Here is a 22,491-nt window from a genome sequence, read left to right on the forward strand (position 1 = left end):
CCGCGGATGCGCCGGTCGCGGGCTAGGCCTTCTCCGCCATTTCCATCGAGGGGTTGGCGAGACCGGCGCCCTGCCGCGCACGCCAGCGGCGTTCCAGCACCACGATGGTGACCAGGTAGATCGCGACGATCGCGAGAGGCACCGCGACGAAGCGGTGGTCCGGCCAGGCGTAGTGCGCGACCAGGACGAGTGCGGTACGCACGATGGCGTGGAACCAGCCGATCCAGTGGCGGATGGTCCACGACAGCGGCAGCCACATCATCCCGGACAGGATGCCGACCGACAGCGGCAGCGAGGTGGGGTCGGCCCGGAAGAACGGGATCGCGATCGCCCACGCCAGTAGCGCCATCGCGACCGTCGAGAAGAACAGGGCGTCGAACGCGTTTTTCGGGCGGGTCTTGTCCATGAAGTCCTCGCCGGTCAGGCGGGACAGCCCGACTCCGAGCCAGACGATCATGCCCGTCGCCAGGAACAGCACCCAGACGGCGAGGGCGAGCGGCAGGGTCGCGCCGCCGATGGCGACGATGGTCCAGGCGATCGAGCCGGCCAGCGGCATCGCCAGGAAACGGCGGGAAGCGAAGGCCTCGCGCTGCGCGTCCAGCGACAGGGGCTGCTTGGGCATTGCAACGACATCGGCGGTCATGCTGGCGGCTCCTGGGGTTGACGAACTCTAAATTACAGAGTACTTTGCATACCGTCAATCCCCAGCCGCGAGCCGCCGCCATGACCGAAACCGAACGCCTCAAGCAGGACCTCGACTACGTGGCCGCCGCCGTGCGACGACGGGACTGTCCACAGGGCCTGCCCGTCCTCTACTTCCTCTGGGCCGCCCTGCTTCCGATCGGATTCGCGTTGCCCGACTTCGCTCCGCGCTATGCGAGCCTGTACTGGCTCGTCGTCGGCATCGCGGGTGGTCTTTTCAGCTGGTGGTACGGATGGCGGCACGCGCGCCGCGCGGGCATCAACGATGCCGAGACCGGCCGGCGCTATGGCTACCACTGGCTGGTCGCGGGCGTGGCATTCGTGCTCGGCGCCTTGCCGATGGTCCTGGGCCGGGTCGAGCCTGGCATCGGTGCCTCCAACTTCCTGCTGGTGGCCGGCATCGTCTACGCCTTGGCCGGCGTGCACCTGGAACGCCCGCTGCTGGTCAGTGGCCTGCTGATGCTGGCGGCCTACGCCGTGCTGGTCGTCGCCTCCCCGCCCTACGTGTGGACGATGACCGGCATCGTCATCGGCATCTCCCTGCTCTGGGCAGGCCTGTCCGCGCGCGCCGGGAACCGCCACGACGCGTCGCGATGAAAGCCCTCGATGGACTCGATCCGGCGCTTGAGCATCGCGCGAGGCTGGCGATCAGCGTGCTGCTGTCGCGCCATGGCGAGATCAGCTTCGCCGCGTTCAAGCAGCAGCTCGACCTGACCGACGGCAACCTCGGCGCGCAGCTGCGCAAGCTCGAGGACGCCGGCTACATCCTGCTGCGGCGTGACTTCGTCGAACGCAAGCCGGTCACCTGGTATCGACTCAGTGCCGCAGGGCGCAGGGCGCTCGACAAGCACCTGCAGGCGCTGCAGTCGATGATCGCCGCGGCCGGCGCGTGAACCACCCAACCCGTCACCCGACCCAGGAGACAGCAATGACCACGTTTCCATACAAGAACGTCCTGCTCGGCGCGCTGCTCGCCGCCGGCCTCCCGCTGGCCGTTGTCGCTGCCGACCAGCCCGACCCGCACAATCCGTCGCCACGCATCGCGGCGCAACGCGCGGCAATGGCCCCGCTTGCGAAGCTCGATGGCCACTGGCGCGGAACGGCGACGATCGTGCTGCCCTCGGGCGAGACCCGCACGCTGGTGCAGACCGAGCGCGTCGGCAGTTTCCTCGACGGCTCGATCAAGGTCATCGAAGGCCGCGGCTACGACGCCGAGGGCAACATCGACTTCAACGCCTTCGCCATCGTGTCCTTCGACCCGGCGAAGCAGGCATACAACTTCCGCAGCTATGCGCACGGGCGCTCCGGCGATTTCAAGTTCAAGCCCACCGACGACGGCTTCCAGTGGGAGATTCCCGCAGGCCCGGCGACGATCCGCTACACCGCGACGATCGCCGACGGGCATTGGCGCGAGGTCGGGGAGCGCATCGTGCCTGGCCAAGCGCCGGTGCGCATGGTCACGCTGGACCTGCAGCGCATCGCCGACAGCGACTGGCCGGCCGCGGGCGCGGTGCCGAAGGAATGAGCGCACCTGGTCGCGGATTCTCGCGCCGCCGGACCCCGGCGGTGACTAACGTCAACTTGGAAGGGCGGTGGAATGCCGTCACACTGGCTGCTCCGCGACGCACATGAGTGCCGATGAATACCAATGCCGACCTGCTGAAGGAGTTGCGCATCGACCGCCGGCCGGAGCCACCTCCGTCCAGGCGTGCGCTCTGGATCACGCTCGCCGTGGTCGTTGCCATCGTCCTGCTCGGCGGCGCGGCCTGGGCCTTCCTGTCGCGCGATGCCGGCATCGAGGTCCGGACCGCGCCGGTGGTCGCGCTGGGCAGCGGCAACGCACCGACCTCGGTGCTGGACGCCACCGGTTACGTCGTGGCCCGGCGCATGGCGACCGTGTCGGCGAAGGTGACCGGTCGGGTGCGCGAGGTGCTGATCGAAGAGGGCCAGCGGGTGGAGGCGGGTGAAGTGATGGCCACGCTCGACCCGATCGACGCGGACGCCCAGCGCGACCTGGCCGCGGCGCAGCTGGCGGCCGCGCGCAGCCAGATCGGCAGCGTGCAGGCGCAGCTGCGCGAAGCCGAATCCAATGCCGCGAGGCTGGGATCGCTGGTCGGGCAGCAGCTGGTGTCGAAATCCCAGTACGAGCAGGCCGTCGCCCAGCGCGACGCCCTGCGCGCGCAGCTCGCCGCCACCCGGCGCAGCGCCCAGGTCGCGGCGCAACAGACGCGCATTGCCGGCATCGGCGTGGACAACACCGTTGTCCGCGCGCCGTTCGCCGGCGTGGTGATCGCCAAGGCCGCGCAGCCCGGCGAGATCATCTCGCCGCTGTCGGCCGGCGGCGGCTTCACCCGCACCGGCATCGGCACGATCGTCGACATGGATTCGCTCGAGGTGGAAGTCGACGTCGGCGAGGCCTTCATCGGCCGCGTGCAGCCGAAGATGCCGGTGGAGGCCACGCTCAACGCCTATCCGGACTGGAAGATCCCCGCCGAGGTGGTCGCGATCATCCCCGCGGCCGACCGCGGCAAGGCGACGGTCAAGGTGCGCATCGCCTTGAAGGAAAAGGACCCGCGCATCGTGCCGGAAATGGGGGTGCGCGTGAGCTTCCTCGAACAACCTGCCGCCAGGCCCGACGACCAGCCACGGGGCGTGCGCGTGCCGTCCGCTGCGATCGTCGAGCGCGACGGCGAGTCGGTGGCGTTCGCGCTGGGGGAAGACGACACGGTGGAGCGTCGCGCGCTGCGGACCGGCGACGCCCTGGGCAACGATCGCCAGGTGTTGTCCGGCCTGCGGGGCGGCGAGACCGTGGTCCTCGACCCTCCGGAGACGCTTGGGGACGGCTCCAGGGTGCGCATGGCGGAGGAAGGCGAGGCGCCATGAGCGATCGTTCCATGACCCCATCGAATGCTTGCGGGAGGCACCTTGGCAGGAGTGTCGTCATGCACGGCGCAGCCACCCGCAGGGCGCACGAGGGGTCTTTCCTGCAAATCGGAAATCAACCCGCTTCCGTCCGCGGGAGCAGGAGTGTTGGAAAAAGGTCATCGCTTCATCGCACCGCACCTGGCGGCAGTTCGACCCTGAGAGGAGTTTGGCAATGACATCCCTGGTTTCGATCCGCGACCTGCACAAGACCTACCAGCGTGGTCCCGAGAAGATCGACGTGTTGCATGGGCTCGACCTCGAGATCCCGCGGGGCGATTTCGTTGCGTTGATGGGTCCTTCCGGGTCGGGCAAGACCACCCTGCTCAACCTGATCGGCGGGCTGGACACCCCCAGCGCCGGCGAGATCGAGATCGAGGGCGAGCGCATCGACCGCATGTCCGCCGGCCAGCTGTCGGAATGGCGCAGCCGGCACGTCGGCTTCGTGTTCCAGTTCTACAACCTGATGCCGATGCTGACCGCGCAGAAGAACGTCGAGCTGCCGTTGCTGCTCACCAAGCTGGGCGGCGCGCAGCGCAAGCGCAACGCCGAGATCGCGCTGACTCTGGTCGGGCTGGCCGACCGCGCGTCGCACAAGCCCAGCGAACTGTCCGGCGGGCAGCAGCAACGCGTGGCCATCGCTCGCGCCATCGTCTCCGACCCCACCTTCCTGATCTGCGACGAGCCCACCGGCGACCTGGACCGCCAGTCGGCCGAGGAAATCCTCGGCCTGTTGCAGGAACTCAACCGCGACCATGGCAAGACCATCATCATGGTTACCCACGACCCCAAGGCCGCTGAATACGCCACCCACACCATCCACCTGGACAAGGGCGAACTGGTGGAGCAGGCGGCGCGCGTTGCATGAATGGCACTGACCCATCCCCCGTTTACGGGAGATGGGTTGGGGTGAGGGCGCCGAGCTGTACCGGGCATCACGCACCCCCAGCCCGACCCTCCCCCGCTGCCGCGGGGGAGGGGGCAAGCATCAAAAGTGGAGTCGAGCGATGAAATACCTGTCACTGGTCTGGGCGCAGCTGTTCCGCAGCAAGACGCGCACCCTGCTGACCCTGCTGTCAGTGGTCGCTGCCTTCCTGTTGTTCGGCCTGCTCGATTCGGTGCGCGTGGCCTTCAACTCGGGCGGCAGCGTGGCCGGGGCGAACCGCATGGTGGTGGCTTCGCGGCTGTCGATCACGCAGATGCTGCCCTACAGCCTCGATGCGCAGATCCGCACCATCCCCGGCGTCAAGCAGCTGTCCTACGCAGCCTGGTTCGGCGGCATCTACCGGGATCCCAAGAACTTCTTCCCGAACTTCTCGGTCGGACCGGAGTATTTCGACCTATACCCCGAGTACGTCTTGCCGCCTGCGCAGCGCAAGGCCTTCGACGCCGATCGCACCGGCGCGGTGGTCGGCAAGGCGCTGGCCGAGCGCCACGGCTGGAAGCTCGGCGACACCATCCCGCTGCAGGCCACGATCTTTCCGCAGAAGGATGGCAGCAACAACTGGCCGCTGACCCTGCGCGGCATCTTCGAGGTCAAGGATGCCAAGCGCCGCGGCGAGGAGAACCAGCTCTGGTTCCACTGGAAGTATTTCGACGAGGCCAACCAGTTCGTCAGCAACCGGGTGGGCTGGTTCATCGTCAAGCTGGACAACCCGGACCACGCAGTGCGCGTGGCCAAGGCCATCGACGCCTTGTCCGAGAACTCCGACCACGAGACCAAGACCCAGACCGAGGCGGCGTTCAACCAGGCCTTCGCCAAGCAGTTCGCCGACATCGGCCTGATCGTCAGCGCGATCATGGGCGCGGTGTTCTTCACCCTGATCCTGCTGACCGGCAACACCATGGCGCAGGCGGTGCGCGAACGCATCCCGGAACTGGCGATCCTGAAGACCCTGGGCTTCAAGGACGGCACCGTGCTGGCCCTGGTGCTGGTCGAATCGATGCTGCTGGTGCTGCTGGGCGGCGTGCTCGGGCTCGGTATCGCGGCGATGATGATCCCCGGCGTCAGCGCCGCCAGCGGCGGCCTGATCCAGCTGCCCAGCGTGCTGCCGCAGACCTGGGCGGTTGGCGTCGCATTGATGCTGGCCATCGGCCTGGTCGTGGGCGTGCTGCCGGCGCTGCGCGCGCGGCGGCTGAAGATCGTCGACGCGCTGGCCGGGCGATGAGGAGTCCCGCGATGGAACCCGTTCGCGATTCGAGCCGGATCGAAACCCACAGGATGCCGACACCATGAAACGTCCCTGGCTGGTCAACCTGCTGTCCATCCTCGCCATGGTCGCCGGCCTGGTGGCATGGATCTTCCTGCCCTGGTACGGCGTGCTGGCCCTGGCGGTCGCCGTCGGGGTGTGGCTGGCCGTCACCCGCAGCGGCCGGCTGTCGCTGGCCGCCGCGAGAATCGGCATCGCCAGCCTGCCGCAGCGCTGGGGCGCCTCGTCGGTGATCGTGATCGGCATCGCCGGCGTGGTCGGCGTGCTGGTGGCGATGCTGGCCATGGGCGAGGGCTTCAAGGCCACGCTTGACCAGACCGGCAGCGACGACACCGCGATCATCCTGCGCGGCGGCTCGCAGGCGGAAACAAATTCGGTGATCACCCGCGACCAGGTGCCGCTGATCTCCAGCCTGCCCGGCATCGCCCGGGCCGCCGACGGCAAGCCGCTGGTGTCGCCGGAACTGTCGCAGATCATCAACCTGCCCAGCATGGGCGACGGCAGCGACGCCAACGCGCAGGTGCGCGGCGTCGGGCCGCAGGCCTGGGAATTGCGCAAGCAGGTGAAGATCGTCGAGGGTCGCGAGTTCGGCGCGGGGTTGCGCGAACTGGTCGTCGGCCAGGGCGCGCAATCGCAGTTTCGCGGACTCCAGGTCGGCGACAGCCTCGAACTGGCCAACCAGGACTGGGCCATTGTCGGCAAGTTCGCCTCCGGCGACGCGCATGATTCCGAGCTGTGGGCGGACGCCGAGACATTGGCCTCGACCTACAATCGCCGCGCCTACCAGTCGATCACCGTGCGCACCGAAGGCAATGCCGGCTACCAGTCGTTCAAGGCGGCGATGGACGCGGACCCGCGCCTGAAGCTGGACGTGCTGACCACGCGAGACTACTACAGCAAGCAGTCCGAAGGCCTGACCAAGCTGATCAAGATCCTCGGCACGGTGATCGGCACGATCATGGCGATCGGCGCGGTGTTCGGTGCGCTCAACACGATGTACGCGGCGGTGGCCGGGCGGGCGCGCGAGATCGCGACCATGCGCGCGATCGGCTTCCGCGGCACGCCGGTGGTGATGGCGGTGATGCTCGAGACCATGTTGCTGGCGTTCGTCGGCGGCGTGCTCGGCGCGCTGGTCGCGTGGGTGGTGTTCAACGGCTACACCGTGTCGACCCTGGGGCAGAACTTCAGCCAGGTGGTGTTCCAGTTCCGCGTTTCGCCGGAGCTGCTGTGGACCGGGCTGAAGTGGGCGCTCGGCATCGGCCTGGTCGGCGGCCTGTTCCCCGCCCTGCGCGCCGCGCGCCTGCCGGTGACCACGGCGTTGCGCGAGACCTGAGCGGTCCCGTCGCACCGCGCCTGTTCGGCGCGGGCCTCAGACGATCGCCGGCACCGCGCGCCGGCGCGAGCGCCGGTAGCCGTCCACGGCGAACACCGCCAGCGCGATCCAGATCAGCACGAAGCCGATCACGCGGTCGCGGCCGAAGGGTTCGCCGAACACCAGCACGCCGATCAGCAACTGCAGCGTCGGCGCCAGGTATTGCATCACCCCGACCACGGACAGCGGGATCCGCCGCACCGCGTAGGAGAAGCCGATCAGCGGCAGCGCGGTCAGCGCGCCGCCGACGACCAGCAGCGCGTCGATGCCCAGGCTCCAGTGGCCGAAGAACCCGCCCTGCCCCTGCGCCTCGAACCAGCCGAGCGCCAGCGTGGCGGGCAACAGCAGGTAGAGGCTCTCGATGCCGAGCCCGGGGATGGCGTCGACCGCGGCGATCTTGCGGATCACCCCGTACATCGCGAACGAGCACGCCAGCGTCAGCGCGATCCACGGGAAGCTGCCGTAGTTGAAGGTCAGCCACAGCACGCCCAGCGCCGCGATCCCGACCGAGGTCCATTGCGCCGGGTTGAGCCGCTCGCGCAGGAACACCACGCCGATCACGACATTGAGCAGCGGATTGATGAAGTAGCCCAGGCTGGTCTCGACCACGTGCCCGGCGTTCACCGCCCAGATGTACAGGCCCCAGTTCAAGGCGATGAAGACGCCGGACAACGCCAGCAGCCACGCCAGGCGCGGTTGCGCCAGCACGTCGCGGATCCAGTGTCGCCCACGTTTCCAGAACAGCCATGCCGCGACCAGAACCGCGCCCCACACGACCCGGTGCAGCACGATCTGCAGCGAAGGCACCGACTTGAGCAGGTGCCAGTACAGCGGCATGAGGCCCCAGATCACGAAGGCGCCGAACGCCATCCAGAGTCCGCCGCGGTCCATGGGCTGGCCCGCCGTCACGGCACGTCCTTGGCCACGACCGGCACCGGCGGACGGGTGCGCGCCAGCGTGATGGCGACCACGCCGCCCAGGATCACCGCCATCGCCCCGAGGTCGTGCGCGGTGAAACGCTCCGACGCCAGCCACGCGCCCAGCACCACGGCGATCACCGGGTTGACGTAGGCATAGCTGGCCGCGAGCGTGGTGCGCACGTTGTGCAACAGCCAGATGTAGGCCGAGAACGCGACGATGGAGCCGAACACGGTGAGGTAGGCGAGCGACAGGCTGGCCTTGGCGTCGGGCATTTCGGTGATCCGCTCGCCCAGCGCGAGCGCCAGGACGAGCATGACGCCGCCACCGCAGAGCATCTGCGCGGCGGCGCCCATGAACGGCGTCGGCAAGTCGCGCCCGCGGCTCCAGACCGAGCCGAACGACCAGGCGATCGGCGCGAACAGCAAGGCCAGCAATCCCTTCGGCGACATGGTCAGCGAACTTCCCGCGTTGAGCCAGAGCACGCCGACGAAACCGATGGCCAGCCCAAGCCACTCCAGGCGCGACGGATGCTGGCCGCGCAGCACCAGGAAGACCGCCATCCACAACGGTGCCGACGCCACCGCGATCGCGGCCAGCCCGGAAGACACGGTCTGTTCGGCGATGCAGACCAGTCCATTGCCGCCGCCCAGCAGCAGCACGCCCATGAAGGTGGCGTTGCGCCACTGTCGAGGCGTCGGCGCGGGCACGCCGCGCCATCGCAAGACGGCGTACATCAGCGCACCGGCCGCGACGAAGCGCAACCCGCCCATCAGCAGCGGTGGGTAACCGCCTTCGAGCGCGAAGCGGATGCCCAGGTAGGTCGATCCCCAGACCAGGTAGACGACCCCCAGCGCGATGGCCGTCGCCGCCAACGTGGCCGGCACCGCGGCGTGCACGGCAGGGGTGGAGGCTTCGGCCATCTGGGGTCCGCGGGGAAGGGTGTGGAGCCCGGGCGCGTGCGCCCGGACAGGCGATTCTACGCGGAGCGGTCCGCGCACGGATGGAACGCTGCGGCGCATCGGTGCCGCCTCATGCGCTGCGCTCGCGCTGCAGCACCTTGCGCTTCATCGGCAGGCCCCAACGGTAACCGCCCAGGGAGCCGTCGCCGCGGATCACCCGGTGGCAGGGCACGATCACGGCGACGCGATTGCGCGCGCAGGCGCCGGCCACCGCGCGCGCGCCGCGCGCGTCGCCCAGTTCCGCGGCCAACTCGGCGTAGCTCCGCGTCTGTCCCGCAGGGATGCGCATCAGGGCATCCCAGACGCGTTTCTGGAACGCGGTCCCGACCAGGTCGACCGCCGGCGCCCCGGGTCCGGCGCCCGGCGCGTGCTTGCCCGCCAGGGCATCGGCCACGGCGCGCACGCGGGGCGCGAGGAAGTCGTCGCGGCCGGCATCGACGCGCTGGCAGTCCGCGGCCGGGAACTCCGCCCGCAGCTTCGCTTCCAGCGCCGCATCCTCCTCGCCCAGTTCGACCATGCACACGCCCCGTTGCGTGGCGGCGACCAGCGCCCGCCCGAGCGTGGTGTCGATCAGGCTCCAGTGGATGTCCATGCCGGCGCCCCCGGCGCGATAGCGCGCGGGCGTCATGCCAAGCCTGGCCGCGCCGGCCTCGTACACCCTCGACGGGGACCCGTAGCCGGCGTCGTACAACGCCCTGCTGACCTCCTCCCCGTCTCGCAACGACGCCTTCAGGCGCCCGAGCTTGCGTTCGGAAAGATAGGCGGCCGGGCTGAGGCCGAAGCGGCGGGTGAAGCGTCGCTGCAGGTGCGAGGCACTGATGCCGACGGCGGCCGACAGTTCCGCCAAGCTCGGCTCACCGGCGTCGAGCAGGCGACGGGCTTGCTCGAGGGGATCGGATGCTTTCCGGGTGTCCGCGCTTGCCATGGCCCAAAGACTAACGGGCGCACTGGGCGCCCGCTATCCGGATTTTGCGCATGTCCCGGCGGGCCGCTGACCGGCCAGGGAAAGAGGCAACGGCGGCCGGGCCGCCCTTGCCGGCACCGCGTGCCTCAGCGCGCCCAGCGCCCCGGGGCCGTCGACTCGGGCAACACCGCCGCCGCCAGCTGGCGGTTGCCGTCGAGCAGGCGCACCGCGTCGGCGAGGATCGCCGCCGACTCGCGCAGCAGCGGATCCGGGCGCTTTTCCGCGGCCTTTTCGCGCGCGGCATCCTGCGCGACGTTACGTTCGCTCGATTGCAGTCCGTCGTCGATCGATTCCTCGGCCAATGGGTCAAGCGCCAGTCCCAGCCGCTTGCGCTCCTCCTGGCGCTGCTTGCGCTTGGCGGCCTGGCGATCGCGCTCTGCACGGCGCTCGGCCTCGTTGAGCGACACGTACTTCTTCTCCTGCTCGGCGCGGAACTCGGCGACGTCCTGCGACCACCACTGGAATTCCCTGTCCTTCGCCACGCGGGCGTCGTGGAGCGCGTCGAGCTTCGGCAGCAGGGTCGCGAAATTGCCGTACTGCACGTGGGGCACCGCGGCGATGCGCGTCCAAGGCAGCGCGTTGTCATAGGTGCTTTCGCCGTATTCGCTGGCGTCCACCGTGACCGGGAAGCGGATGTCCGGCACCACGCCCTTGTTCTGCGTGCTGCTGCCGCCGGGCAGGAAAAACTGCGCGATGGTGAGCTTGACCTGGCCGTATTGCGTGCCCTCGTTGGCCGGCCACCGGTCGAGGTCGACCAGGTTCTGCACCGTGCCCTTGCCGAAGGTGGTCTCGCCGATCACCAGGCCACGGCCGTAATCCTGGATCGCGCCGGCGAAGATCTCCGACGCCGAGGCCGAGCTGCGGTTGATCAGCACCGCCAGCGGACCGTCCCAGGCCACGCCTTCGGAACGGTCGGACTCGACGCTCACCCGGCCGCCGGACTCGCGCACCTGCACCACGGGACCCTTGTCGATGAACAGGCCGGTCAATTCGACGGCCTCGGTGAGCGAGCCGCCGCCGTTGTTGCGCAGGTCCATCACCACCCCGTCGACCTTGTCGGTGCGGAACCGCTGCAACAGGCGCGCGACGTCGCGCGTGGCCGAGGCATAGTCGCCGTTGCGGGTGCGGCGACCTTCGAAATCCTGGTAGAAGGCGGGCAGCTCGATCACGCCGATGCGCTTGCCCGGCTGGCCCTCGCCGGTCGGGATCGTCAGCACCTTGGCCTTGGCCGCCTGCTCCTCGAGCCGGATCTTGGCGCGGGTGAGCGTGATGCGCACCGGCGTGCTGTCGAGCACGGCCTCGGCGGGCACCACGTCCAGCCGCACCTGGGTACCGGCCTTGCCCTTGATCTTCTCGACCACGTCGTCGATGCGCCAGCCGACCACGTCCTCCATCGGGCCGCTGCGGCCCTGGCCGACGCCCACGATGCGGTCCCCGGGCGTGAACTTCTCGCTCATCGCTGCCGGTCCGCCGGCGATGATCTCGCGGATCACCACGACGTCGTCCTGCTTCTGCAGCTGCGCTCCGATGCCCTCCAGCGACAGCGACATGCTCTGGTTGAACAGCGCGGCGCTGCGCGGGTTGAAATAGTCGGTATGCGGATCGATGGCGCCGGTGTAGGCGTTGAGGAAGCTCTGGAACGCATCCTCCCTGTTGAGCTGGGCGACGTTCTTGGAGATGTTGGCGTAGCGCTTGTCCAGCGTCTTGCGGATCTCGTCGGGCTTCTTGCCGGCCAGTTTCAGCCGCAGCCAGTCGTTGCGGACGGACTGCTTCCACAGGTGGTCCAGCTCGGCCTGGTCCTTGGCCCAGGCTGCATCCTCGCGATCGTAGTGCCAGCGGTCGTTGCCGCTGAAATCGAAGATGTCCTGCTTGAGCAGCCCGCGGGCGTGCTCGACGCGCTGGTTCACGCGCTGCTGGTAGAGCGCGAACATCGCGAAGGCGGGCCCGGTGTCGCCCTGCTTCAGCGCCTCGCCCATCCTCGCCCGGTAGGGCGCGAACTTCGCGACGTCCGGGGCGGTGAGGAACAGCTTGGCGCCGTCGAGCGACTCCAGGTAGCGCTTGAAGATCTCGGCGGACATCGCCGCGTCCAGGGCGCGCGGCCGGTAGGCGTAGCGGCTGTCCGACAGCAGTCCGTAGACCAGCTTCGAGGTCGTGGCGTGGTCGACGCGCGCGGCTTCACCGATCGCATTGTTGGAGTCGCCCGCGGCTCGGGCCATCAGCCCGAGCGGCGCCGCCAGCGCCAGTGCGATCAGGGAGGTGGACAGGACCTGGGAGAGTTTCATGCGGGGTACGGACCTCTGGGGGATTTGCCGGCTGCGACGGTCTTGCGGGGACGGCCCGGTCGGCGACCGGGGGACCACCATGCGCCTCTCAGGGACGTGCGCACAGTGCTGAAAGTTGCATCCGGACGCTTGCGGGAGCCGAGAATCCACTCTAACCGCCCGTCAAGGCGCGGAGGTGAACGATTCTTCAGCCCGCAGGCACCGCTCGTCGCTTTCACGGGCCCGCTGGCTTCCGGACCACGCAAACGGCCCTGCGCGCCCGTGGGCAGGCCTCACGCCGCGCCGCGGGCACCCTGCGCACGGGCGGCATCGGCCGCCTGCTGGTCGGCGTGGTAGGACGAACGCACCAGCGGACCCGAGGCGACATGGGTGAACCCCAGCGCCATGCCGAAGTCTTCCAGCGCCTTGAACTCGTCCGGCGTCCAGTAGCGCAGCACGGGGTGGTGGTGCGCGCTGGGCTGCAGGTACTGGCCGATGGTGACCATCTCGACGTCGTGCGCGCGCAGGTCGCGCAGCGTGCCCTGCACCTGGTCCATGGTCTCGCCGAGGCCGAGCATGATCCCCGACTTGGTCGGGATCGACGGATGCTGCTGCTTGAACTTCTGCAGCAGCGTCATCGACCACTGGTAGTCGGCGCCCGGGCGGACGTTGCGGTAGAGGTCGGGCACGGTCTCGACGTTGTGGTTGAAGACGTCCGGCGGGTGGGTCGCGAGGATCTCCAGCGCGCGCTCCATGCGGCCCTTGCCGCGGAAATCCGGCGTCAGGATCTCGATGCGGGTACCCGGCGACTGCGCGCGGATCGCGGCGATGCAGTCGACGAAGTGCTGCGCCCCGCCGTCACGCAGGTCGTCCCGGTCGACGCTGGTCACGACGACGTAGGCCAGGCCCATGTCGGCGACGGTCTCCGCCAGGTGGCGCGGCTCGTCGGAGTCCGGCGGTTTCGGACGGCCGTGGGCGACGTCGCAGAAGCTGCACCGGCGGGTGCAGACCTCGCCGAGGATCATGAACGTGGCGGTGCCGTGGCCGAAGCACTCGTGGATGTTCGGGCAGCTCGCCTCCTCGCACACGGTGACCAGGCGGTTCTTGCGCAGCTTGGCCTTGAGGATGGCGACGGCGTTGTTGGACGGGATGCGCACCCGGATCCACGAAGGCTTGCGCAGCACCGGGGCGTCCTCGAACGTCACCGGCGAGCGCGCGATCTTGTCGCCCGCGACCTGCCGCGCACCGGGCACCAGCGACGGCGCGGCATCGGCCTGCAGGACTTGCAGCGGGATCGTGCGGTCGGTCGGGAGGCTCATGGGCACTCGGGTCGGCAGGGACGCGACGGGGTGGCCATTGTAGACCAGCGACGCCGGCCGCCCCTGCGCAACGCACGCGGGCGGTGGCCGCCTTTCAAGCCGCCAACAGCGCTTCCGGGCGCGCGTCGGTGGCCTGCAGCGCCAGTCCGAACTGCCCCGCCAGCTGTTCGAGCAGCACCGGCTTGACCGCGTCGATCCCGCCAGGGCCGCCGAGGTCGTGCAGCGACGTGACCCGCAATCCCGCGAAGCCGCAGGGGTTGATGCGATGGAAGGGTTCCAGGTCCATCGCCACGTTGAACGCCAGGCCGTGGAAGGTGCAGCCGCGGCGCACGCGGATGCCCAGGGCGGCCACCTTCGCGTCGTTGACGTAGACACCCGGCGCGCCATCCCGGCGCGCCGCGCCGATGTTCCATTCCGCGAGGCTGTCGATGACCGCCTGCTCGATGCGGTGCACGTACTCGCGCACGCCCACCTTCAGCCGCTTGATGTCGAGCAGCGGGTAGGCCACGAGCTGGCCCGGCCCGTGGTAGGTCACCTGTCCGCCACGGTCCACCTGCAGCACCGGGATGTCGCCGGGCGCGAGCACGTGTTCCGGTTTGCCCGCCTGTCCGAGGGTGAAGACCGGGTCGTGCTCGACCAGCCAGATTTCATCCGGCGTACCCGCGTCGCGTGCGTCCGTGAATCGCTGCATCGCCCGCCAGACCGGCTCGTAGGGCTGGCGACCGAGGTCGCGCACGATCGCCGGCGTGTTCACCACCCGCGAAACGTGGTGCGACGGCCCCCTGCCCGCGGTGCCGGCAGGCAATGACCGCGCAACCGGCCTACAGGGTCCACTTCACTTCCGGATGCGCGCGCAGTGCGGCATGGGCGCTGTCGTACTGCTCGCGCGAGGCGGCGTGGAACGCCAGGCGCACCGACACGTACTTGCCGCCGCTGGACGCCCGCGTGGCGCACCTCTCGTCGACCACGGTAATGCCTGCCGCGCGCAACAAGGCAGGCAGCGCGTCCTCGAGCCCGGCCTCGGCCAGGCCCATGGCGGTGATCTCGAACTCACCGGGGAACTGGAACCCGTGTTCCTGCGACTGCGGATCGATCTCCATGGCCCGATTATGGCGGCCTTGCGCGTCCAACCCAAGATCCGCGACGCAAGGTCCCTCGGCTTGGCCTGTCGCACGCGGGTTTGGCGTGGCAAGGGGAGAAGGGTGCCCACGGCCTTCCTCCGTGCGGCCCTTGCGCGGCCTGCCCGTCCGGAGGGAGACCCCATGGCGATCCGATTGCTCAAAGTCGTGCTGCTGGCGCTGGTCGCCCTGCTGGCGCTGCTGTATGCCGCCCAGAACGTCGCCAACCTCGACGCCGCGCTGCAGGCCGTCGCCTACGTCCTGCGCATGGACGACCACGCCGTGTACCCCGATACGGTCGGGGTGGCGATCGACAGCCCGGCGGTGGCGGCCCTGGCCCTCTCGGTGATCATCGCGGGGGAAATGGCGGCCGGCCTGTTCGCCGCCAAGGGCGCCTGGGACCTGTGGGCCGCGCGGTCCGACGCCCCCGCCGCGTTCCAGGCCGCCAAGACCTGGGGCCTGCTCGGCTGCGGCCTGGGCCTGGTCGTGTGGATGGGCCTGTTCGCGGTGGTCGGTGGCGCGTTCTTCCAGATGTGGCAGACACCGGCGGGCTCGGCCTCGCTGGCCGGCGCCTTCCAGTACGCCTCGCTGTGCGCGTTCGTCCTGCTGTTCGTCAACATGCCGGACGCGTGACGCCCGGAGGCGCCCGGGGTGCGGCGCTAGACCGAATCCCACCACATCAGCAGTTCGTGCCAGAGGCGCTTGAAGAATCCGCCTTCGGGCACGCCGTCGAGCGCGACCAGGGGCGCCTGCGCCACGACCTTGCCGTCCAGCGAGACCCGCACGTTGCCCACGGCCTGGCCCTTGGCGATCGGCGCCACCAGGACCTTGGGTACGTCCATCACCGGCTTGAGCTGCTCGTACTTGCCACGCGGCATGCTGACCAGCAGCGGGCGGGCGACGCCAAGGCGGACCGCGTCCGCCTCGCCCTTCCAGATCTTCGGCGACGCGATCGCCTTGCCGGCGTCGTAGAGCTTGTGGGTCTCGTAGAAGCGGAACCCCCAGTTGAGCAGCGCCAGCGAATCGTTGGCGCGCTGTTTCTCCGAGGTCGAATGCATGACCACGCTGATCAGGCGCTGGTCGCCCCGCTTGGCGGAGGCCATCAGGCAGTAGCCGGCGGCCGAGGTATGCCCGGTCTTGATGCCGTCGACGCTCGGATCGCGCCACAGCAGCACGTTGCGGTTGCGCTGCGTGATCGGCCCGACGGTGAATTCCTTGATCTTGTTGTGGCTGTAGGCCTCCGGGAAATCGCGGACCAGCGCACGGCCCAGCAGGGCCAGGTCTCGCGGCGTGGAGTAATGGTTCTCGGCCGGCAGGCCATGGGCATTGACGAAGTTCGAGTTCTTCAGGCCGATGCGCTTGGCGTAGGCGTTCATGAGCGCGGCGAAGGCGTCCTCGGACCCCGCGACGTGTTCGGCGAGCGCGATGGCGGCGTCGTTGCCGGACTGCACCACCATGCCCTTTTCCATGTCGACCAGCGGCGCGGTCTTGTTGACCTCGAAGCCGCTGTAGCTGCCGTCGGTGCCGGCGCCGCCGCTGCGCCAGGCGTTCTCGCTCATCATCACCGGGTCGGTGGGCTTGATCTTGCCGGCCTTCAACTCGGCGGCGATCACGTAGCTGGTCATCACCTTGGTGATGCTGGCCGGTTCCATGCGCTTGTCCACGTTCTCGCCCGCCAGCACCTGCCCGGTGGCGTAGTCCATCAGCACCCAGGCCTCGCCGACCACGTCCGGCGGCGGCGGCACGGGCAAGGCATCGCTGAGCGCGGCCGGTGCGGCGGGCTGCGGCTGCGGCGTCTGCGCCACGGCCAGGCCGAAGGCGCCGACCGCGAGGGCGGCCAGCAGTGCGCGACGGGTCAGTACGGAAATCTTCATCGACGACGGAACTCCAGGGGGGCGGCCAAGAGCGGCCGGGAACGAGGGGGCGGGCGCGGACCTTACCCGGGTGGGAGGCGGCGCGCCATCATTCGCGCACCACGTGCGGCATGCCGAAGCCCAGCGCGGCGACCCGGGTGCTGAATTCCGTGACGCTGGCGGCATCCAGCGGACCGACGCGCAACCGCCAGACCGGCTTGCCGTCGGACACGCCGTCCATCAGGCGCGCACCGGCGACGCCGGCGTCGCGCAACATCGCGAGCGCGCGCTCGGCATTGGCGCGCGCGCCAAACGCCGCGACCTGCAGCATCACGCCGGGGGCGTTCGACGCGACCGGCTCGACGAGCCTGGCCGCGGGCGCCGCGGCCCGCTCGGCGGCAATGGGCGGGCCAACGGTGGCGGGTGGTCCGGCCTGGGCAACGGGCGACACCGCACCCGGCGCAGCCGCGCCGTAGGGGTCTGGCTTGCCCGGCTTGCCGGTGGCCACGCGGGCCCGGCGCGCCTTCATCCAGGCGTCGAATTCGTCGGCCGTCATCGCCCGGCCGTCCTGCAGCATGTCGAAGCGCCAGTCGCGGGCATCGGCGGCGGCGACGGTTTCCACGGCCACCGGCACGCCCGCGCCTTCGGCCACCGTGGACGCCGCTACCATTGTCTGCGCATCGGCCGCGGGCAGGGTCGCCACGAGGTCGTCGATGGGCGTGGGCGGCATCGGCTGCGGCCTGCCGGTGGCCACGCGCACGCCCGGCGGCAGGCCGGTGGACGGATCGACCGTCGCCGTCGAGGTGTCCACGGTGGTCGAGCGCGGAACGTCGCGGGGCGTCAATCCGCGCACTTCGACCAACCCGGTCCCACGCGGATGGATGCCGAGCTTGACCGCGGCGGCGAAGCTGAGGTCGATCACCCGTCCCTCGTGGAACGGTCCGCGGTCGTTGACCCGGACCACCACGCTGCGGCCGTTGTCCAGGTTGGTCACGCGCGCGAAGCTCGGCAGCGGCAGCGACCGGTGCGCCGCGGTGAAGGCGTACATGTCGTAGACCTCCTGGCTGGAGGTGCGGCGACCGTGGAACTTGTTGCCGTAGTACGACGCCAGCCCCTGCTCGACGTAGCCGTCGGGGCGGTCGAGCACGGTGTAGTGCTTGCCGAGCACCGTGTACGGCGAGCGGTTGCCGTAACGGGCGCGGGGTTCATCAACCACGTCCGGCTCCGGGATCGCGTCGACGTCGGGCAGTTCCTGCGGGATGCTGTCCTTGACGCCGGGCGCGTACAGGCCGCCGGCGACGTAGTCGCCTCGCTTGCCGGGGTCCTCGCGCGCCGGCGCGTACGGGGAGACCTTGCGGCCCGCGGGCGTGGCCGGTGCGGGCGCGGAGGCCTGCGGTGGCGGCGGGTCGGGCTGCTTCGGTGCGCTGCTGCAGGCGGCCAGCGCCAACAGCGATCCCGCCAGCAGGAAACGTCCCACCCGCGCCCCGCTCATGGCGACGACGGGTTGGCGATCGCCTGCGAGAGCTGGTGCACCGCCATCGCGTACTTGGGCGAATGGTTGTAGCGGCTGATCACGTAGAAGTTGCGGTAGGCCAGCCAATGTTCCTTGCCGCCGTCGCCGTCGAAGGTGAGCAGGGTCGCGCCTTCGGCTTGCGGTTCGCCCGCCCGCGGGCGGTAGCCGCGAGCGGCGAGATCGGCCAGCGGGTACACGGGGTCGAGCCCTTCCGGCTCGAAATCGGCGGCCCCGGGATCGCGTTCCGCACGCGCCACCACCGGACCGCCCCGCTGCCAGCCGTGCACCACGAAGTAGTTCGCGATCGAGGCAAACACGTCCGGCAGGTTGTCGAGCAGGTTGCGTCGCCCGTCGCCGTCCCCGTCCTGTGCCCACAGGCGGTAGCTGGACGGCATGAACTGGCCCATGCCCATCGCGCCGGCGTAGCTGCCCTTGAGGGTGGCGAGGTCGAGCTGCGGTTCGACCTCGGTCAGCGCGAACAGCTGCGCCAGTTCGCCAGCGAAGAACGGCGCGCGCTTGGGATAGCCGAAGGCCAGGGTGTAGATCGCGTCCAGCACGCGGTAGTTGCCGGTGATCTTTCCGTAGCTGGTTTCCACGCCGATGATGGCGACGATGACCTCGGCCGGGACGCCGGTGCGGGCCTCGATCCGGGCCAGCGCCGGGCGGTTGGCGGCCAGGAACTGCCTGCCGCCACGGATGCGGGCGTCGTTGAGGAAGATCGGCCGGTACTCGGCCCAAGTCCGGGTCTTCTCCGCCGGGCGGTTCATCGCGTCGACGATGCCCTGCTTGAACTCGGCCTGCGCGAGCGTGTCGCGGATGCGCTGCGGCGAAACGCCGTAGGTGCGCGCGGTGTAGTCGACGAACGCGTCGATGCGCTGCGCCTGCGGAATGGAGGGATCGGTGACCGACGGCGGCGCGACGGGGCGCTCCGGAGGCTGCGGCACCTTGGGCAACAGCCGGGGCGCCTGCGGCGCCTGGGGCGGGGCGGCCTCCGGCCTGGCCAGCACCTCCACCGGTGGCGGGGCGGTCTGGGTGGCGCAGCCGGCGAGTGCGAACGCGGTCGCCATCGCGATGGAAAAGGGCACGATCGACGCGCGGATCGGGGGGATTCGGTGGCGTTTCGTCATCGTCGGCGAGGTTAACACGCACTCCATTCGACCAAGGGCCCCGCAAGGACGGCGATCGGGCCCATGTTCAGGCGCGAACGGGCCTCGAATCACCGCCTCGTCGGGCGGTGCGCCCTGACCGCCATCACCACGCCCAACCCGGCCAGCAACGAGACCGCGGCGGTGCCGCCGAAGCTCAGCAGCGGCATCGGCACGCCGACCACCGGCAGCAGCCCGGAAATCATCCCGCCGTTGACCACGACGTACACGAAGAACGCGAGCCCGAGGCTGCCTGCCAGCAATCGCGAATACGCGCTGCGCGCCTCGGAGGCGATCCACAGGCAGCGCCCGATCACGAACAGGTACAGCGCCAGCACCGTGGCCACGCCCAGCCAGCCGAATTCCTCCGACAGCACCGCGAAGATGAAGTCGGTGGTGTGTTCCGGCACGTAGTCCAGGTGGGACTGCGAGCCCTTGCCCCAGCCCTGCCCCGTCAGCCCGCCCGAGCCGATCGCGATCTTGGACTGGATGATGTTCCAGCCGGTGCCCAGCGGATCGGATTCCGGATCCAGGAAGGTCAGGATGCGATCCTTCTGGTACGGCCGCAGCAGCCAGAACCAGGCCGCGGGGGCGGCGGCCGCGACGGCCGCGGCGGCGGCGATGAACCACCACCAGGACAGTCCCGCGAGGAACAGGGCGAAAGCACCGCTGGACGCCACCAGCATGGCGGTGCCGAAATCCGGCTGCATCAGGATCAGGCCGGTCGGCAAGGCAATGATCGCGATGGTGGCCACGGTGGTCAGGAAGCGCGGCGGCAGCGTGCCGACATGGAGCATCCACGCCGCCATCATCGGCAGGCTCAGCTTCATCAGTTCGGCCGGCTGGAAGTAGAAGATGCCGAGGTTGATCCAGTGCTGGCCGCTGCGACCGGTGCCCACGAACAGCACCACCACCAGGGGCACCAGCGACAGGGCGTAGACGTAGGGCGTGGCTTCCCGCAAGCGGATGGGCGGGATCCGGGACAGCGCCCACATCACCGCCAGCCCGACGCCGTAGCGCGCGGCCTGCGACACCACCAGCGCTTCGTTCTGGTTGCCGGCGCTGTAGAGCACGGCCAGGCCGATCGCCATCAGGGCCAGCAAGGCCACGCAGAGCGTCCAGTCGAGGGTGCGCGTGAACCGCTCCGCCATTTCCAGCAGCCATTGCAGGATGACGTTCACGCCGGCACGGTCCGTGCCGGCGCAGGTCGGTGCCGGCATCGACGCTGCCTGTCCGCGCGTCCGCGGGCCTTCGCCTTCACCGGGGAAGCGCCGGTGCCGGCGACGCGATCTCGGGCGTCGCCTGGGCGGCGATCCCCGGCGATGCGGACGACACGATGTTGGCGAACAGGGACGCTTCCGGCGCGGCCTCCTCCGACGGGTCGCGCACGGGCTCTGGCATCTCGCCGAGCAGCCAGGCATCGAAGATCTTGCGCGCGATCGGCGCCGCGGTGCTGCCCCCATAGCCGCCATGCTCGACCGAGACCGCCAGCGCGATCCGCGGGTCGTCCGCCGGCGCGTACCCGACGAACAGTGCCTGGTGCCGCAGGTGGTAGGGCAGGTTGCGCGGATCCACGCTGGCGCCGCCCTTGCGGCTGATCTTCTGCGCGGTGCCGGTCTTGCCTGCCATGCGGTACTCGGCGCCGATCGCCATCCGTGTCGCGGTGCCCCGCCCGTGGATGGTGGCGGTCATGCCCTCGCGCACGGCCTGCAGGTGCGCGGGGTTGTCGGTGATGCGGGAGGGCACGGGCTGCGGCACCGGCCGCCAGTCGGCGTCGTAGCCATCGCGCCGCTGCGCCAGCAGGTGCAGGCGGTGCAGGTCGCCGCCGTTGGCGATCGCCGCCGTGCCGCGGGCCAGTTGCAGCGCGGTGGCGACCCAGTAGCCCTGGCCGATACCCGCGATCACCGTCTCGCCCGGATACCAGGGCTCGCGCGTGCGGCTGGCCTTCCATTGCGGGGAAGGCACGATGCCGCTGCTTTCGCCGACCAGGTCGATGCCGCTGGGCTGGGCGAAGCCGTAGCGCCGCATGTAGCGGTCCAGCCGTTCGATGCCCATGTCGTAGGCGAGCTTGTAGTAGTAGTAATTGACCGAACGCGAGATCGAATCGCGCAGGTCGACCCAGCCCCCGCCGCCGTGCGCGTCGCGGTAACCGCGGCGCTGGCCGGGAATGCGGAACTCTCCGGTCGAGAACACCCGGGACTCGGGCGTGCGCAGCCCGCTGTCCAGGCCGGCCAGGGCCACGAACGGCTTCACCGTCGACCCGGGGGGGCCCCCACCGAGCACGTTGCGGTTGAACATGGGCCGGGAGGGATCGTCCACCAACCGGCGGTAATCGGCGCTCGAAATGCCGTTGACGAACAGGTTGGCGTCGTAGCTCGGCAGGCTGACCATGGCCAGCACCTCGCCGTTGCGCGGATCCACGGCCACCGCCGAACCGTGCAACTCGCCGAAGGCCAGCACCATCGCCCGCTGCAGGTCCGCGTCCACCGAAAGGCGCAGGTCGGCGCCGGCAGTGGCCGGCAGCATGCCGACCCGCCCCAGCGCGCGGCCTTCGACGTTGGTCTCGACCTGCTCGTAGCCCACCTTCCCGCGCAGGGCGGCGTCGTAGTAGCGCTCGATGCCGGTGCGCCCGGTGTGGGTGAACACCGCGTGCTCCTCGCCGAACTTCTCGATATCCCCCTCGTCGGTACGGCCGACGTAGCCGATCACGTGCGCGAACAGGTCGCCGTATGGGTAGCGCCGGTTGAGGTAGGGCACCAGCTCCACGCCGGGGAAGCGCCAGCGGTCCACCGCGAAGCGCGCCGCCTCCTCGTCGCTGATGCGCAGCTTCAGGGTGACGGCGCGGAAACTGCGCGTGGCCTTGCGGGTCTTCTCGAACTGCGCGATGTCCTCCGGCGACAGGGCGACGATCTTCGACAGTTCCGCGACCAGTTCCCTCGGGTCACCCGCGTCCTCCGGGGTGACGTCGAGCCGGAAGGCGGGGACGTTGTCGGCGAGGATCCTGCCCTTGCGGTCGTAGACCAGCCCGCGCCCCGGCACCACGGGGCGCAGCTTGATGCGGTTGTCCTCCGAGCGTTTGGCGTAGTCCTCGTGCTCGATGACCTGCAGCTTGAAGTACCACGCGGCCAGTCCCGCCAGCGACAGCAGCACCACGACGAAACCGAACAGGGCACGCATGCGGAAACGCATCGCCTCGACGGCGGGATTGCGCACCCGGCTCGATCGCATGCGC

At 69.7% G+C, this 22,491-nt stretch carries 21 protein-coding genes; 8 read left to right on the forward strand and 13 right to left on the reverse strand.

The features are described from left to right. Positions 1-22: 22 nt before the first annotated feature. Positions 23-643 (reverse strand): DUF7010 family protein, encoded by a 621-nt coding sequence (locus tag ABD970_RS01520; protein ID WP_345293733.1) that lies wholly within the window; start codon positions 641-643, stop codon positions 23-25. A gap of 80 nt (positions 644-723) precedes the next feature. Here ABD970_RS01520 and ABD970_RS01525 point away from each other — a divergent pair, with 80 nt between their 5' ends. From ABD970_RS01525 to ABD970_RS01555, 7 genes are all read left to right on the forward strand, one after another. Then, positions 724-1,299, forward strand: a complete 576-nt coding sequence (locus ABD970_RS01525) for a hypothetical protein (RefSeq protein ID WP_345293734.1) — start codon at positions 724-726, stop codon at positions 1,297-1,299. Then, complete coding sequence (locus ABD970_RS01530) at positions 1,296-1,595, forward strand: transcriptional regulator (RefSeq protein WP_345293735.1); 300 nt, start codon at positions 1,296-1,298, stop codon at positions 1,593-1,595. Before ABD970_RS01525 ends, ABD970_RS01530 begins: the two co-directional genes overlap by 4 nt. A gap of 35 nt (positions 1,596-1,630) precedes the next feature. Beyond that, positions 1,631-2,227: a hypothetical protein gene (locus ABD970_RS01535; protein WP_345293736.1), complete on the forward strand. Its 597-nt coding sequence runs from the start codon at positions 1,631-1,633 to the stop codon at positions 2,225-2,227. A 113-nt stretch (positions 2,228-2,340) separates the two neighbouring features. Then, positions 2,341-3,585 (forward strand): efflux RND transporter periplasmic adaptor subunit, encoded by a 1,245-nt coding sequence (locus ABD970_RS01540; protein ID WP_345293737.1) that lies wholly within the window; start codon positions 2,341-2,343, stop codon positions 3,583-3,585. Between the two features lie 214 nt (positions 3,586-3,799). After that, positions 3,800-4,492 (forward strand): ABC transporter ATP-binding protein, encoded by a 693-nt coding sequence (locus ABD970_RS01545; RefSeq protein ID WP_345293738.1) that lies wholly within the window; start codon positions 3,800-3,802, stop codon positions 4,490-4,492. Between the two features lie 139 nt (positions 4,493-4,631). Continuing rightward, positions 4,632-5,792 carry an ABC transporter permease gene (locus tag ABD970_RS01550; RefSeq protein WP_345293739.1) on the forward strand — a complete coding sequence of 387 codons (1,161 nt, stop codon included), beginning with the start codon at positions 4,632-4,634 and terminating at the stop codon, positions 5,790-5,792. Between the two features lie 64 nt (positions 5,793-5,856). Then, complete coding sequence (locus ABD970_RS01555; RefSeq protein ID WP_345293740.1) at positions 5,857-7,167, forward strand: ABC transporter permease; 1,311 nt, start codon at positions 5,857-5,859, stop codon at positions 7,165-7,167. Positions 7,168-7,203: 36 nt separating this feature from the next. Here ABD970_RS01555 and rarD read toward each other — a convergent pair whose 3' ends face one another. The 7 genes from rarD to ABD970_RS01590 all read right to left on the reverse strand — a co-directional run bounded on the left by rarD (position 7,204) and on the right by ABD970_RS01590 (position 14,730). Beyond that, positions 7,204-8,097 (reverse strand): EamA family transporter RarD, encoded by an 894-nt coding sequence (gene rarD, locus ABD970_RS01560; RefSeq protein ID WP_345294535.1) that lies wholly within the window; start codon positions 8,095-8,097, stop codon positions 7,204-7,206. 14 nt (positions 8,098-8,111) lie between these two features. Further along, positions 8,112-9,047 carry a drug/metabolite exporter YedA gene (gene yedA, locus ABD970_RS01565; RefSeq protein WP_345293741.1) on the reverse strand — a complete coding sequence of 312 codons (936 nt, stop codon included), beginning with the start codon at positions 9,045-9,047 and terminating at the stop codon, positions 8,112-8,114. A 109-nt stretch (positions 9,048-9,156) separates the two neighbouring features. Beyond that, positions 9,157-10,011, reverse strand: coding sequence for a bifunctional transcriptional activator/DNA repair enzyme AdaA (locus tag ABD970_RS01570; RefSeq protein ID WP_345293742.1), 855 nt, complete (start codon positions 10,009-10,011; stop codon positions 9,157-9,159). 125 nt (positions 10,012-10,136) lie between these two features. Further along, the gene (locus tag ABD970_RS01575; RefSeq protein ID WP_345293743.1) at positions 10,137-12,332 is read right to left on the reverse strand and encodes a carboxy terminal-processing peptidase; all 2,196 of its coding nucleotides are present in this window, start codon (positions 12,330-12,332) and stop codon (positions 10,137-10,139) included. Between the two features lie 272 nt (positions 12,333-12,604). Continuing rightward, positions 12,605-13,630, reverse strand: coding sequence for a lipoyl synthase (gene lipA / locus ABD970_RS01580; protein ID WP_345293744.1), 1,026 nt, complete (start codon positions 13,628-13,630; stop codon positions 12,605-12,607). A 94-nt stretch (positions 13,631-13,724) separates the two neighbouring features. Continuing rightward, on the reverse strand, positions 13,725-14,387 hold the full coding sequence (gene lipB / locus ABD970_RS01585; protein ID WP_345293745.1) for a lipoyl(octanoyl) transferase LipB: 663 nt from the start codon (positions 14,385-14,387) through the stop codon (positions 13,725-13,727). A gap of 64 nt (positions 14,388-14,451) precedes the next feature. Continuing rightward, on the reverse strand, positions 14,452-14,730 hold the full coding sequence (locus ABD970_RS01590) for a DUF493 family protein (protein ID WP_345293746.1): 279 nt from the start codon (positions 14,728-14,730) through the stop codon (positions 14,452-14,454). A gap of 162 nt (positions 14,731-14,892) precedes the next feature. Between ABD970_RS01590 and ABD970_RS01595 the strand changes: the two genes are divergently transcribed. Then, positions 14,893-15,381 (forward strand): DUF2165 family protein, encoded by a 489-nt coding sequence (locus ABD970_RS01595; RefSeq protein ID WP_345293747.1) that lies wholly within the window; start codon positions 14,893-14,895, stop codon positions 15,379-15,381. Between the two features lie 26 nt (positions 15,382-15,407). Here ABD970_RS01595 and ABD970_RS01600 read toward each other — a convergent pair whose 3' ends face one another. From ABD970_RS01600 to mrdA, 5 genes are all read right to left on the reverse strand, one after another. After that, entirely contained in the window at positions 15,408-16,622 is a 1,215-nt protein-coding gene (locus ABD970_RS01600; RefSeq protein WP_345293748.1) for a D-alanyl-D-alanine carboxypeptidase family protein, read from the reverse strand. 88 nt (positions 16,623-16,710) lie between these two features. Beyond that, the gene (locus ABD970_RS01605; RefSeq protein WP_345293749.1) at positions 16,711-18,093 is read right to left on the reverse strand and encodes a septal ring lytic transglycosylase RlpA family protein; all 1,383 of its coding nucleotides are present in this window, start codon (positions 18,091-18,093) and stop codon (positions 16,711-16,713) included. Further along, on the reverse strand, positions 18,090-19,202 hold the full coding sequence (gene mltB, locus ABD970_RS01610; protein WP_425563049.1) for a lytic murein transglycosylase B: 1,113 nt from the start codon (positions 19,200-19,202) through the stop codon (positions 18,090-18,092). The genes ABD970_RS01605 and mltB overlap by 4 nt, the downstream gene beginning before the upstream one ends. A 128-nt stretch (positions 19,203-19,330) precedes the next feature. Beyond that, on the reverse strand, positions 19,331-20,440 hold the full coding sequence (rodA, locus tag ABD970_RS01615) for a rod shape-determining protein RodA (protein WP_345294536.1): 1,110 nt from the start codon (positions 20,438-20,440) through the stop codon (positions 19,331-19,333). Between the two features lie 76 nt (positions 20,441-20,516). Then, positions 20,517-22,487 carry a penicillin-binding protein 2 gene (gene mrdA / locus ABD970_RS01620; RefSeq protein ID WP_345293751.1) on the reverse strand — a complete coding sequence of 657 codons (1,971 nt, stop codon included), beginning with the start codon at positions 22,485-22,487 and terminating at the stop codon, positions 20,517-20,519. Positions 22,488-22,491 lie beyond the last annotated feature (4 nt).

Origin of the sequence: Luteimonas vadosa, assembly GCF_039543545.1 — a bacterium.
GTDB lineage: Bacteria > Pseudomonadota > Gammaproteobacteria > Xanthomonadales > Xanthomonadaceae > Luteimonas > Luteimonas vadosa.

Bases quoted from the DNA above. Each gene is read 5' to 3' on its own strand.
- ABD970_RS01590 (WP_345293746.1), bottom strand. From the start codon at position 14,730: ATGGAGATCGATCCGCAGTCGCAGGAACACGGGTTCCAGTTCCCCGGT.
- ABD970_RS01530 (WP_345293735.1), top strand. From the start codon at position 1,296: ATGAAAGCCCTCGATGGACTCGATCCGGCGCTTGAGCATCGCGCGAGG.
- ABD970_RS01575 (WP_345293743.1), bottom strand. From the start codon at position 12,332: ATGAAACTCTCCCAGGTCCTGTCCACCTCCCTGATCGCACTGGCGCTG.
- lipA (WP_345293744.1), bottom strand. From the start codon at position 13,630: ATGAGCCTCCCGACCGACCGCACGATCCCGCTGCAAGTCCTGCAGGCC.
- ABD970_RS01595 (WP_345293747.1), top strand. From the start codon at position 14,893: ATGGCGATCCGATTGCTCAAAGTCGTGCTGCTGGCGCTGGTCGCCCTG.
- ABD970_RS01525 (WP_345293734.1), top strand. From the start codon at position 724: ATGACCGAAACCGAACGCCTCAAGCAGGACCTCGACTACGTGGCCGCC.
- ABD970_RS01540 (WP_345293737.1), top strand. From the start codon at position 2,341: ATGAATACCAATGCCGACCTGCTGAAGGAGTTGCGCATCGACCGCCGG.
- ABD970_RS01555 (WP_345293740.1), top strand. From the start codon at position 5,857: ATGAAACGTCCCTGGCTGGTCAACCTGCTGTCCATCCTCGCCATGGTC.
- ABD970_RS01535 (WP_345293736.1), top strand. From the start codon at position 1,631: ATGACCACGTTTCCATACAAGAACGTCCTGCTCGGCGCGCTGCTCGCC.
- ABD970_RS01605 (WP_345293749.1), bottom strand. From the start codon at position 18,093: ATGAGCGGGGCGCGGGTGGGACGTTTCCTGCTGGCGGGATCGCTGTTG.
- ABD970_RS01600 (WP_345293748.1), bottom strand. From the start codon at position 16,622: ATGAAGATTTCCGTACTGACCCGTCGCGCACTGCTGGCCGCCCTCGCG.
- ABD970_RS01545 (WP_345293738.1), top strand. From the start codon at position 3,800: ATGACATCCCTGGTTTCGATCCGCGACCTGCACAAGACCTACCAGCGT.
- rarD (WP_345294535.1), bottom strand. From the start codon at position 8,097: ATGGACCGCGGCGGACTCTGGATGGCGTTCGGCGCCTTCGTGATCTGG.
- yedA (WP_345293741.1), bottom strand. From the start codon at position 9,047: ATGGCCGAAGCCTCCACCCCTGCCGTGCACGCCGCGGTGCCGGCCACG.
- ABD970_RS01570 (WP_345293742.1), bottom strand. From the start codon at position 10,011: ATGGCAAGCGCGGACACCCGGAAAGCATCCGATCCCCTCGAGCAAGCC.
- mrdA (WP_345293751.1), bottom strand. From the start codon at position 22,487: ATGCGATCGAGCCGGGTGCGCAATCCCGCCGTCGAGGCGATGCGTTTC.
- ABD970_RS01550 (WP_345293739.1), top strand. From the start codon at position 4,632: ATGAAATACCTGTCACTGGTCTGGGCGCAGCTGTTCCGCAGCAAGACG.
- ABD970_RS01520 (WP_345293733.1), bottom strand. From the start codon at position 643: ATGACCGCCGATGTCGTTGCAATGCCCAAGCAGCCCCTGTCGCTGGAC.